Source organism: Metallibacterium scheffleri, assembly GCF_002077135.1.
In the GTDB taxonomy this organism is placed as follows: domain Bacteria; phylum Pseudomonadota; class Gammaproteobacteria; order Xanthomonadales; family Rhodanobacteraceae; genus Metallibacterium; species Metallibacterium scheffleri.
In genome coordinates, this window is the sequence record NZ_LDOS01000002.1 from 1,740,870 (window position 1) to 1,752,262 (window position 11,393).

At 61.6% G+C, this 11,393-nt stretch carries 12 protein-coding genes; 7 read left to right on the top strand and 5 right to left on the bottom strand.

Going from position 1 to position 11,393, the window contains the following annotated elements; genetic code table 11:
* Window positions 1–62: 62 nt before the first annotated feature.
* The 7 genes from Mschef_RS13230 (at window position 63) to Mschef_RS13260 (ending at window position 4,087) form a co-directional block, all read left to right on the top strand.
* Complete coding sequence (locus Mschef_RS13230) at window positions 63–1,034, top strand: IS481 family transposase (protein ID WP_081129144.1); 972 nt, start codon at window positions 63–65, stop codon at window positions 1,032–1,034.
* Between the two features lie 15 nt (window positions 1,035–1,049).
* Complete coding sequence (locus Mschef_RS13235) at window positions 1,050–1,748, top strand: homing endonuclease associated repeat-containing protein (RefSeq protein WP_081129145.1); 699 nt, start codon at window positions 1,050–1,052, stop codon at window positions 1,746–1,748.
* A 60-nt stretch (window positions 1,749–1,808) separates the two neighbouring features.
* Window positions 1,809–2,402, top strand: coding sequence for a restriction endonuclease (locus Mschef_RS13240; RefSeq protein ID WP_081129146.1), 594 nt, complete (start codon window positions 1,809–1,811; stop codon window positions 2,400–2,402).
* An 87-nt stretch (window positions 2,403–2,489) separates the two neighbouring features.
* The gene (locus Mschef_RS13245; protein ID WP_081129147.1) at window positions 2,490–3,026 is read left to right on the top strand and encodes a hypothetical protein; all 537 of its coding nucleotides are present in this window, start codon (window positions 2,490–2,492) and stop codon (window positions 3,024–3,026) included.
* A gap of 156 nt (window positions 3,027–3,182) precedes the next feature.
* Window positions 3,183–3,566, top strand: a complete 384-nt coding sequence (locus tag Mschef_RS13250) for a hypothetical protein (RefSeq protein WP_081130039.1) — start codon at window positions 3,183–3,185, stop codon at window positions 3,564–3,566.
* Window positions 3,567–3,722: 156 nt separating this feature from the next.
* Complete coding sequence (locus Mschef_RS13255; RefSeq protein ID WP_136256595.1) at window positions 3,723–3,869, top strand: type II toxin-antitoxin system HicA family toxin; 147 nt, start codon at window positions 3,723–3,725, stop codon at window positions 3,867–3,869.
* Between the two features lie 5 nt (window positions 3,870–3,874).
* Window positions 3,875–4,087: a type II toxin-antitoxin system HicB family antitoxin gene (locus Mschef_RS13260; protein ID WP_081129148.1), complete on the top strand. Its 213-nt coding sequence runs from the start codon at window positions 3,875–3,877 to the stop codon at window positions 4,085–4,087.
* A gap of 355 nt (window positions 4,088–4,442) precedes the next feature.
* Here the strand turns inward: Mschef_RS13260 and Mschef_RS13265 are convergent, their stop codons facing one another.
* The 5 genes from Mschef_RS13265 to Mschef_RS13280 form a co-directional block, all read right to left on the bottom strand.
* On the bottom strand, window positions 4,443–5,540 hold the full coding sequence (locus Mschef_RS13265; protein ID WP_081126072.1) for an IS110 family RNA-guided transposase: 1,098 nt from the start codon (window positions 5,538–5,540) through the stop codon (window positions 4,443–4,445).
* Window positions 5,541–5,971: 431 nt separating this feature from the next.
* Window positions 5,972–7,417, bottom strand: a complete 1,446-nt coding sequence (locus Mschef_RS13270) for an HD-GYP domain-containing protein (RefSeq protein ID WP_081129149.1) — start codon at window positions 7,415–7,417, stop codon at window positions 5,972–5,974.
* Between the two features lie 233 nt (window positions 7,418–7,650).
* Window positions 7,651–9,432, bottom strand: a complete 1,782-nt coding sequence (locus Mschef_RS13275; protein ID WP_081129150.1) for a hypothetical protein — start codon at window positions 9,430–9,432, stop codon at window positions 7,651–7,653.
* A 143-nt stretch (window positions 9,433–9,575) separates the two neighbouring features.
* Window positions 9,576–9,848, bottom strand: coding sequence for a hypothetical protein (locus Mschef_RS17305; protein WP_136256597.1), 273 nt, complete (start codon window positions 9,846–9,848; stop codon window positions 9,576–9,578).
* A gap of 158 nt (window positions 9,849–10,006) precedes the next feature.
* Window positions 10,007–11,275, bottom strand: coding sequence for a nucleoside permease (locus Mschef_RS13280; protein WP_081130041.1), 1,269 nt, complete (start codon window positions 11,273–11,275; stop codon window positions 10,007–10,009).
* Between the last annotated feature and the right edge of the window lie 118 nt (window positions 11,276–11,393).

An 11,393-nucleotide genomic window follows, 5' to 3' on the forward strand; every position in this document is an offset into this window, starting at 1 on the left:
TGGCGTCTGAGCGCTGCGCGTGATGCGATGAGTCATCTTTACCACGTGCTTGGAGCCATCGCATGCCGCTGACGCTACATCCATTGGCCCGCACCACGCCGCGCATACGCGCCGAGCTGCGTGCTGCCGATCAGGCCCTGAGCGATGCCGAACTGGCGCGCCGCTACGGCCTGACGCCGCCCACGGTGCGCAAGTGGCGCCAGCGTGATGCGACGGCGGACCGCTCGCACCGCCCGCAGACCCTGCACTGCACGCTGACCTCGGCCCAGGAGGCGGTGGCGATGGAGATCCGTCGCACCCTGTGGTTGCCGCTGGACGACTTGCTGGTGGTGGTGCGTGAATTCCTCAACCCGGCGGTGTCGCGCTCCGGCCTGATGCGCTGCCTGACGCGCCACGGCTTGAACCGGCGCCCGGTGGAGGACAAGGACGCGCCGATCGTGCGCAAGACCTTCAAGGATTACGCGCCGGGCTTCGTGCACATGGACATCAAGTACCTGCCACAGATGGCCGACGAGAGCGCCAGGCGCTACCTGTTCGTCGCCATCGACCGCGCCACCCGCTGGGTTTTCCTGCGCATCTACGCCGACCAGAGCGAGGCCAGCAGCAGCGACTTCCTGCGCCGCCTGTACGCGACCGCACCGATGAAGATCGTCAAGCTGCTGACCGACAACGGCAGCCAGTTCACCGACCGCTTCACCGCCAAGAGCAAGAAACCCACGGGCGAGCACGCCTTCGATCGTGAGTGCGCCCTGCTCGGCATCGAGCACCGGCTCACCAAGCCGCGTCACCCGCAAACCAACGGCATGGTCGAGCGCTTCAATGGGCGCATCAGCGACATCCTGGCGACCACGCACTTCCGCTCGCGCGAGGATTTGCAGACCACGCTCGAACGCTACGCCAAGCTCTACAACGACCACCTCCCGCAACGCGCGCTGGGTCACCGCACGCCTCGACAAGCCATGGACCTGTGGCGCAAGAATCATCCCGAAATCTTCGTCAGGCAATTAAAGAACCAGACGGGTCTTGACAGTTAGGCAAGCCGAGGCAACATGAAGTTTGAATTAGAAGAAAGTAACAGAGGCATACTCGACGAGGAACTGTTGGAAGACATGCGTCGCAGCGCTAAAGCACTTGGCAGAGAGACAATCACAATTGCCGAATACGAGGAAAGAGGAAAAGCCCATCCAAGTACTATTCAGCGAAGATTTGGATCGTGGACTAAGGCATTAAAGCTGGCGGGCCTGCAACCAAGCAGGTCAAAAATAGGAATTACCGATGATGAGCTCTTCGAAAACATTAAGACACTATGGATAAGTCTTGGACGCCAACCAAGATACGACGAGGTAAAAGCGCCCAGTTCCAAGTTCTCTGCTGGAACATATGAAAAACGATTCGGTTCATGGTCAAAGGCACTTGGCAGGTTTGTTGCGTGGGTCAACTCAGACTCCCCAGATCAGCCTCAACAAAACGTAGAAGAAGAGCAAAGTGCAGCAGGGTCAACTGTGCAAATTGCCTCGGCCAAGCGCAGCACACGCCGTGAAATATCAGATCGTCAAAGATTCAGAATTCTCGTAAGGGATGGCTTTCGGTGCAAATCTTGTGGTGCTAGTCCATTAATGAAGCCAGGTGTCGAATTGCACGTTGATCATATTCTGCCTTGGTCAAAAGGCGGAGAGACAGCCGACGACAACCTTGAAACCAAGTGCAAACAATGCAACCTTGGCAAGGGAAACGCATTTAATGCCTAACAAATCAATCAACACGGACGCGCTTACGCGCGCCGGTTATTTCAAACGTTGGGGGCTTCAATGAGTACTGCCGCGAGAGGTAACGCATTTGAAAACCGAGTGTTTGCCGCAGTCACCGATGAACTCAACGGTGAGCGCCTCGGCCTATCGCCAAAGGCGGCTTCGCCGTTTCAAAAGAAGGGCTACTACTCGCGCGATAGAGACTCCGACATCATCGTCGATATTTCCATTGAGATTTGGCTTCCCAATGCCGACCAATGGTCGTTACTTTGGGTTTGCGAATGCAAAGACTACAGCGGAGCCATTCCTGTTGACGACGTCGAAGAATTCAAGGCAAAGCTTGACCAAATCGCAGGTGCAAACAAGAAAGGCGTCATGGCCGTTACTGGGGCATTGCAGCAGGGGGCATTGAAGTACGCGCGCGCAAATGGCATTGGTATAGTTCGGTTGCTTCCCAACGACCAGGTTGAGCACATCATTTACATGATGACTTCGGCCACGATGAAAGAGTCACTTCGTCTCAATTCATCCGAGTTCTACAGGGCGTTAACTGTTCCGGGGTTTGTAGGAAAAAACCGCGACTTCTATGCAGAGGGGCAAGGCCACATATTCGGTAGTTGGCGTCCACTGCTGAAAGAAATGCTCAGTGCGTAGTAGTTTGCCCCCAACCCACCATTCCACCGGATCTGTGCGAAAGGCCCGCGCAGGCCGGTGAATTCAGACGTTAGGCCTTGGAAAACCATGTCGAAACCTGTTGCACATAAAAAGCTGACGATAGCCGACGTCCAAGATCTTGGGCGAACGTTGGTCACCGTAGCCAACATATATCCAACTCGTTACCTGACCGAGCGAGACTTCTTCCCTCTTGTAATTACGTATCTGACTGGCCGCATTCCTTCGGTCAATGCAGAGGTCGCATCATCTGAAGGTGTTATCGACTTTCAGCTCAAGGGTAACAATCCAACCTGGCTAGAGCTGGCGGTGCAGCCGAGGACCATTGTTGATGCGAACTGCCCATCTCTGAAATTCCCTGGTCACAGCGCCAAGAATTCACTGTATCCCAGTCAGAATCGCCCTGAGCTGCGGAAGCTCATGCTCGAACCAAAGGGCAAGACCAGATTCTTACTCTTACTTGACCTTACGGGAAAATACGATTGCGCCACTCTTAAGCTTGGCTATCAAGCTGAGGCCAAGAAGATCAAGAAAGGGAAATCAATCCGCATTGTTTACGCATCGCAAGATGCGACCAAGGACTGCCACTTCGTGGTCAAGGCCTAACAATTCCTTGGGAGACTTCCGTACGCCACAGCAAGTTTTCGACGTTCCTTCAACCGTGGTGCACTTCGTAGTTGAATCCGCCCTCCCTCGCGCGCTTGGGAGTAGAATTGAAGCTATGGCTGACTTCCGTCAAGCCCTGACTACATGGAGGCAGCGATGGCAAACGATAAAGGTGTGCTCGTGATTGGTCTGGATCCAGCTCTGATCGATTTCTCACAGCCCGGGTACGCACCAGGCATGGATGCAACGAAGGTACTTGCCGGTCTCAAGTCCTCGGAAGAGGAATTGACGCGTCTCGGGTACAGCGTGCAAATGTGCTTAACCGACTTTGGCGAAACCGCGGAGGCTGTTCTTCAAAGTCGACTCAAGCAGAAGCAGTTCGACTGCATCCTTATCGGGGCAGGTGTGCGAGCGAATCCAAGCAATTTCATCCTGTTCGAGAAGCTAATCAACGTGGTGCATGAACACGCACCACAAGCCAAACTGTGCTTCAACACGATGCCGAGCGATACAACTGCGGCAGTACAGCGTTGGCTATAGGTACGTTGGACTAGTGTGAGCGGCATCGAACGTAGCGGCATTTGCTCGCGAACACTGGCACACGGGCCGTGCTACTGACGCCCAACCCTTCGTTCCAGCGGACTGCCTTCGGCAGCCGCTGAACTCAAACGGTTAGCCGGATACACACAGGGGGGACTGTCCCTCGTCGCCACCCGCGGCAGCCATCGTCAATACAAACACCCCTCCAAGCCCGGGCGGGTTACGGTTCCGGGCAAGCCCGGGGATGACTTGGCCCCGGGTACACTCAACAGTATCTACAAGCAGGCCGACCTCAAGAGGTAACCGTCATGCGCTACGCAATCGTCATTGAACAGGCGGTCGACAACTTTTCCGCGTACGTCCCCGATCTTCCGGGCTGTGTAACAACCGGCAGCACCCCGCAGGAAGCTGAGCAGCAACTGCGGGAGGCCATCGCATTCCACCTGGAGGGGCTTCGCGAGGACGGCATTGCCATCCCGCCGCCTGTCAGCCGGGTCGAGTACGTCGACATTGCCGCCTAACCCCTCCCATAAGAGACTTCCCGTCAACGCCGCGCGCTTGAGGTTCTTGCCTTGAGCTTTCGGGCCATGGCTGGTCATCGTGTTGTCCTCTTTGCTGCGTCGTGCGTGTCAGTGCTGCGTGGTGATGCAACGAATGTCAGACTGCATTTCCATAAACGGTCTTGTTGCGCCGCTGATGCTGGCGCGGACCAGGGTATAAACCGCACCCGGAGACCTCGTTCGTCTTTCGGTATCGTCGGTGTTCGGGGATCAGCCGAAACACGGGGTGACGTCCGGCAGGTTAGTCAGGTTCTCTCCGGGTCGGTCTGACCGTTGTCGACCACTTCGCGCTGACGTGAAAGGATGTGCGTTCGTGTCATGCCATGCCGGCGATCCTCACCGCGCGCTTGCCGGCCGGGCGCTGCACCATCGGGTGCTTCAGCCACGCCTCGGCGTCGTAGGCTTCCTCGCGCGCCAGCATCGCCCACAGTTGCCGCGCGTGTTTGTTCGCAATCGCCACCAGCAGCTTGCCGAACGGCATCCGACACGCCAGTTGGCGGATCCAGATCTGCTCGGGCGTGGCCCGATCCTGTGCAGTCACCTTGGCGCGCTGCAGGCTGCTGCGCGCGCCCTGGATCAGCAGCGTGCGCAGGTAGGCATCGCCGCGGCAACTGATCGTGCCCAGGCGGGTGTGCCCGCCGCTGGAGTGCTGGGTCGGCACCAGGCCGAGCCATGCGGCCAGTTGCCGGCCGTTCTTGAACTCCTTGGCCGAGCCGACGCTCGCCACCATCGCATCGGCGGTGAGCGGGCCAATGCCGATCAGCGCGCGCAGCCGCACGCAGCGCTCATCCGCCTTGGCGTGCGCTTCGATGCGCGCATCGCACGCGGCGATGCGGTCGCGCACCTGCGCCCAGTGCGCGCTGAGATCGCGCAGCAGTTCCTTCAGCTCCGCAGGCAACGATGCCGCTGCGTCGAGATCCGCCAAGGCGATGCGCAACGCCCGGTCACCCTGCGCCATCACGATGCCAAACTCGGCCAGCAGACCGCGCAGGCGGTTGCTGATCTCCAGCCCTTCGGTCTTGTAGCCCTCGCGCACGCGATGCCATGCCAGCCGCGCCTGCTGCTCGACCGACTTGACCGGCACAAAGCGCATGTTGCCCTGGCGTGCCGCCGTGGCAATCGCCTCGGCGTCGTTGCGGTCGTTCTTCAGTGTGCGGCTCTTGCGGAACGGCGTCACGAACTGCGCCGCCATCAAGCGCGGCTGCAGACCGACCTCCAAACAGCGCCGCGCCCAATGGTGCGCGCCACTGCATGCCTCCATCGCCACCACGGTGCCGGCCGGCACCTGCGCCAGCCACAGCGCAAACGCTTCACGCCCGAGATCCTGCCGCCGCTGCACGTGTCCGGCGCCATCCACCGCACATACGGAAAACAGGTTCTTCGCCAAATCCACGCCCATGGTTATAGTGCTCATCGAGACTTCCCCTTCTGCTGACGGTTGTAAAAACCATCATGGCCCTCGAGGCCGTTGGAAGCGGGAAGTCTCTTTTTACTCGTAAGAGACTTCCCTTCAATACTGCCCGATTGATGCTCTTGCCTTGAGCTTTCAGGCTTTTGCTGGTGGTCGCGCTGTCCAGGTTGCGGGGTGCTGCTGTGTCAGTGCGATGCGGTGTTCAACGTTGCCGGACTGCATTTCCGTCCCACAGGGACTTCCTGCGGTCGTAAACGGTCTTGTTGAGCCATCGCCGCCGGCTCGGACCAAGGTATCAACCGCGCCCGGAGACCTCGTTCGTTCATCGGTGTCGTCGGTGTTCGGGGATCAGCCGATTCCATCTCACAGCGGGTCTGCGTCTGGGCGCGGCTTGTGATGCGATGCAGCTGCCATGCGCGTCACGTGCAACCCGCTCACGCCCCTGACACCGAATCCGCGGCTTGAATGTCGAACTTCGCGATGGCGCTCACGAGCGCATCGAGGCACAGCGAGTCGATGCCGCGCCCACGCTCTCGCTCCATGATGATCAGGGCTTCATCGATCGACAGTGCGGCTCGGTAGGGGCGGGCGGCAGTCAGAGCATCGAAGATATCTGCCGTCGTTATCATGCGCGTTTCCAGGCTGATATCGATGTCGTTGAGACCGCGGGGATAGCCGCATCCATCCAATCGCTCGTGATGGGCGCCGGCCACGCGTGCGAGCTCTCTGAACGGACCGATCCGTGCAAGTATTTCCTCTGTGAGAGTCGGGTGACGCTTGACACTCGCCCATTCATCGGCGCTCAGTCGACCGGGCTTGTCCAGGATCGTGTTGCTGACGCCGAGTTTGCCCAGGTCATGCAACAAGCCCGCCCGGCGGACCCATGCGGTGCGCCTGGCGCTGAATCCCATCGAGGTCGCCAGGATCGCAGCGTAGTTGCCTACCCGCTCGCTGTGGCCGAAGGTGAAATGACTCTTCGCATCGACGATCTGCGCGAAGGCCAGTGCGATTGCATCAAGGCGCGTCTCGGTGGGGTCAAGGATTTGCCTGCTGGGCTCCAGCGCCCACAGTCGACTCTCAAAATCTTCGGCAGCCATGACCGTCCAAAAACCCGGTTCTTCCGCGGCGCGAAGAAATGCATCCACGACGCGAGGGTCGAACCAGGATCCACTGCGTCGAAGCACCTCGTTCCGCGCAGCTGATGCGCCGCCGACCTGGTAAAACACATCGGCCACCTGAGCTACCAGCGCGATGCGCGAACCCAGTGGAATGTCGTCGCTGCGATGACGCTGAGGCCTGCCGCGGCCATCCCAGTGCTCATCCAGGCTCTGAATGCCGGCAGCGACGGTGTCTGGAAAGCCGAGCTGGCGAGCCACCTGCGCACCCCGCTCGCAGCGAGCCATGACCAATTCGTCAGCCAATTGCTCGCCATGGCGCATCAGGTTGAGGACATGCGATAACCGGCTGCCAAGCCCCGCGCCGGGTGCGGCGTGGGTCAACACGAAGCTCGCAAGCTGTTTCAGGCTGTTGGTATCAACCTGCGCGAAATCATGCTTCGTGCGCAGGTCATCGTGCGCGTATAGCTCGCACAGACGCTCGGCGTTGCTGCTGCATCCGGCATCCTTGAGCAGCAAGGTGTAGTAGAGCTCCCGCAGTTCGGTCTCAGTGAGCCGGAGTTCGCATCCGATGTGGAATCCTATCCAGCAGCAGCGCTGACAATGCCCGGGGGGTTGGCCCTCGGTGATGTCGAGGGCATGGCTGAGCGCGCCAATCACTTCGGCAAGCCGGAGCTGGCCATTGGCGATCGGCACGAGATCCAATCCGGGCTCGTTGACAGCCGCGGACTTCGTCGAAAGCTCTGGTTGATCAAGCAAAGTCATTTGGCTGCCCCTTGGCAACACCCGTGGGCAGGCCGCATCGCGAAGCAAGCAGCATGACGTGGCCATGCTGCAGAGATATCCGAATGTCCGTGAAGGTTCCGTCGCGCCGGCTGCCAAGACCACGCCGTCATCGAGATCGCGCGGGTGTTCGGCAATCGTGTCAGCGTGTGTTGGGATGCGTCGAGAGTGCCCAGGCCCGCGTGCCCGACGCTGACCAGGGTGCTCGCAAGTGACTACTGTCCCGCCTGGGTGGCGAGGGGAGCTGCAGCCAGCGCGCGGGCCTGCAATATCGCCTGCGCCGGCGGCAACACGCCGCGCGCCAGCGCCTCGACCAGACTTTCGTTGGCACGCGCACGCAGCGCGAACAACGAGGCGCCGATCTCGTGCGCGGCATGCCCCAAGCGCTCGATGTCGGCCTGGGCATGGCGTCCGGCCGGACGTGGGCCGCACACCAGCACGCCGAACAGGTGTCCGCGCAGAGCCAGCGGCAGCGCCAGGCCCTCGGCACCCAGTGCGCTGCCCACCCCATGCAGGTCCAGCGGTGCCAGCGTCGCGCGCAGGCGCACCAGCGCGCGGTCGTCCTGGTCGAGACGATCCGGGCATGCGAAGCCTGCGCCATCGCGGCCGCTGCAGTCGAACCCTCCCTCGCGCGCTTCATACAGCGCGGCGCCCGTAACGCCCGCATCGCGGCTGAACGCCTCGACCGTGCGCGCGATCAGCGTCTGCGGTGATTCGACGAATCCCGCGTCGCGCACGAAATCACTCAGTGCCGCACGCGCACGATGTTCGCGGTGGAAGAACACGCGGTCGACCAGCGCCTCCACGCGCCGATGCAGCTGGTGAAACAGGATGCCCAGCGCCAACGGCACGCCAATCTCGAGTGCCAGGCCGGCGCTCTCGCCGATCGCGCTGCGCTCGATCAGACTCTCCATCAGTGCGAACAGGCCCACCACCACGCCCATCAGCAAGGCAAACACCAATGCACGGTTGACCACCACGCGCACCTCGACCAGGCGCTGACGCAGCACGGCATAGGTGTACAGGGCGAGCACGGCGATGGTCAGCGCGGTACCGATCCAGCGCAGCCACATCAGTGCCGGCGACTGCTGGACGGCCGCGTTCTGCAATGCGATCTCGATCAGCATCGCCGGCAACAGCAGGCCGGTGCTGCTGAGGATCCAGCGAATGCGCAGGCGCGCCGCGGCCACGGCATCCACGTAACCACGCAGCAAGACCCATAGCGGCACGGCTAGTCCCGCAATCCCGCATGCGATGATGATGTCGTTGAACGCGGCAGACTCTCCGGATACCGCAAAAGCGACAAACGCCACGCTGCCGCCGGCCTCGAGCGCGAACAGCAGCAGCAACAGCAGCAGATAGACAATCCCGAGGCCATGCAACAAGCGCGGCCGCAAACCCACCAGAGCGGTGGCGGTGAGATACAGCCCCAGAAACGCCATCGGTCCGCCGAGCCATTGCGCCACCATGTGCAGCGCGAGACCCGGGAACGGCGGCGCGGGCAGCCCGACGAGGATTTTTGCAAACAGGATGCTGATGGCGAACATCGCCAATCCCCATGCCGCCCAGTCACGGCCGCGCCACAGGGTCAACAGGCCAAGCGCCAGCAGCATGACCTGCTCTGCCCAGGATACCCAGTGGATGCGGCCAGATTCAGCGGTTTGCTTCTGCACCACGCTGCGCACCGCAACCGGCAGCACGCTGCCAGCGCGTTGCACCCACAGACGATAAGTGCGACTTCCGGGCACGTTTTCGTCGGCGAGGACGGCGCGCATCCGCGCCGTCTGTTCGGCCAGCACCACGCGGTCGCCTGCCTGCAGGCCTGCCGGCAGGGGCGTCCAGCCGCGTGCTTCGATCACGCTGCCCGCGGCATCAGGTTTCAGGTGAAACGGCAGCTCGCGGCGCGGCGCCGACCAGGTCAATGCGATAGCCACCACGGCCAGCGCGCCTATCATCAGGCGCAGCGCGGACCAGTGGGCAAATGCAAAGCGCTGCATCAACTCCTCCCCGTTGCGCCATGTGCACGGCTGCGCCGTGAATCGCCCAGGCGTCTCTAGAGCAGCCTTGTCGTGCACGGCGCCGCATTTACTCTACAGGCAATGAGGTCGCGCTTGAACCGTGTCGCACCGCCTGCCATGGGTCATGCGCAGATCCGTGTGCCGGGATATGCGAGGGTGCCGATCGCATCGGCAGGGTAATGCGGCGGCCGCACGCGGTTCCTTGCCAGGTTCTGGGTGCTCGGCTGCAGCCGCGCGGCGGGGGTCGAGGTCGCTGCAAGCCCGGCACGGAGCGATGCGCCTGGGTATGCCAGCGTTGCCGCATGGACAGATGGCAACAGGGCGAACGGCAACGACAGGACCTGTGCGCGCGCATGTCTGTTGCGTGGAGCCGATGAAATCGACTTCGCGGTCATGCGGTCGTTCCTCCGGACCCTTGTGCTACTCGCCACATCACCGCGCGCACCCAGCGCCGCAGCGCGGCCGCAGCGCGGGTGGCGTCAACGCGATACTGCGGATGCATCACATCGATGATCCGCGTCGGGCAGCACCACCGCGCTCGACCAGATCGGCGTCACGACGTTGTCTGTGTCGCCACGCGACGCACCGAATCACTGCGCACATGCTTGTAGCGGAACAGGATCGCGAACAGCACCGTCACGACCAGCGAATAGGCGGCGAACATCAGCCAGACGCCGTGCCACGCGATGCTGCCATCGGCTCGCGTGTAGTAATCGTTGATGAGCACGCCGCTGATCGAGCTGCCGAGCACCGCGCCGAAGCCGTTGGTCATCATCATGAACAGGCCCTGCGCGCTGGCGCGGATGCCGGGGTGCGCCTGCCCTTCGACGAACAGCGAGCCGGAGATGTTGAAGAAATCGAAGGCCATGCCGTACACCAGATTGGACAGGATGATCATCCACAGCAGCCCGTCGGGATTGCCATAGCCGAACAGGCCGAAACGCAGCACCCAGGCGCACATGCTGATCAGCATCACGGTCTTGATGCCGAAGCGCCGCAGCACGAAGGGGATGGCCAGGATGAACGCGGTCTCCGACATCTGCGAGATCGACAGCACGATGTTCGGGTAGCGCACGGTGAGCAGGTCGCGATAGGCGGGCACGTTGGCGAAGCTGTGCAGGAAGGTGTCGCCGTAAGCGTTGGTCAGTTGCAGCGAAGCCCCCAGCGCCATGGCGAACAGGAAGAACACGGCCATGTTGTAGTTTTTCAGCAACGCGAACGCGCGCAGGCCCAAGGCATCGATCAGCGAGTCATGGCGCACGTAGCGCGGCGGGCAGCGTGGCAGGGTGAACGCGTACAGGCCGAGGACCACGGCGGATGCGCCGGCCACGTAGAACTGGCTGGCACTCTTCTCGATATGCAGCAGGCTGATGGTCCACATGGCGACGATGAAACCGATCGTGCCCCAGACGCGGATCGGCGGGAAATCCCTGACCACGTCCGCGCCCTCGTCCTTGAGCGCGTTGTAGGACACCGTGTTCGACAGCGAGATCGTCGGCATGTAGAAGCACACGTTGAGCAGCATCACCCAGAACAGCGCCGCGGGACTGTCGATCAGCGGCACCATGAACAGCATGCAGGCACCGAGCAGGTGCAGGATGCCGTACAGGCGCTCGGCATTGATCCACTTGTCGGCGACGATGCCCATCAGCGAGGGCATGAACAGCGAGGCGATGCCCATGGTCGAGAACACCGCGCCGAACTCGCTGGCCGACCAATGTCGGGTGAGGAACCAGTACGCGCCAAAGGTGGTCAGCCATGAACCCCAGACGAAGTACTCGAGGAAGTTCATGGCGATGAGGCGCAGCTTGGTGTTTTTCATGCGCGAACCCTGTTTGCGTTGAACCCCGGCCGCCGGCCGCGCACTGGCCAGCGGCGCCGCACGCGGCTTCGTCGTTTCGGCGCAGTGTTGCACAGCCGCGCATGGCCGGCAGGCGGCA

Coding starts and splice junctions, on each gene's coding strand:
- Mschef_RS13235 (WP_081129145.1), top strand. CDS start 1,050: ATGAAGTTTGAATTAGAAGAAAGTAACAGAGGCATACTCGACGAGGAA.
- Mschef_RS13265 (WP_081126072.1), bottom strand. CDS start 5,540: ATGAGCACTATAACCATGGGCGTGGATTTGGCGAAGAACCTGTTTTCC.
- Mschef_RS13230 (WP_081129144.1), top strand. CDS start 63: ATGCCGCTGACGCTACATCCATTGGCCCGCACCACGCCGCGCATACGC.
- Mschef_RS13260 (WP_081129148.1), top strand. CDS start 3,875: ATGCGCTACGCAATCGTCATTGAACAGGCGGTCGACAACTTTTCCGCG.
- Mschef_RS13280 (WP_081130041.1), bottom strand. CDS start 11,275: ATGAAAAACACCAAGCTGCGCCTCATCGCCATGAACTTCCTCGAGTAC.
- Mschef_RS13245 (WP_081129147.1), top strand. CDS start 2,490: ATGTCGAAACCTGTTGCACATAAAAAGCTGACGATAGCCGACGTCCAA.
- Mschef_RS17305 (WP_136256597.1), bottom strand. CDS start 9,848: ATGACCGCGAAGTCGATTTCATCGGCTCCACGCAACAGACATGCGCGC.
- Mschef_RS13270 (WP_081129149.1), bottom strand. CDS start 7,417: ATGACTTTGCTTGATCAACCAGAGCTTTCGACGAAGTCCGCGGCTGTC.
- Mschef_RS13250 (WP_081130039.1), top strand. CDS start 3,183: ATGGCAAACGATAAAGGTGTGCTCGTGATTGGTCTGGATCCAGCTCTG.
- Mschef_RS13275 (WP_081129150.1), bottom strand. CDS start 9,432: ATGCAGCGCTTTGCATTTGCCCACTGGTCCGCGCTGCGCCTGATGATA.
- Mschef_RS13240 (WP_081129146.1), top strand. CDS start 1,809: ATGAGTACTGCCGCGAGAGGTAACGCATTTGAAAACCGAGTGTTTGCC.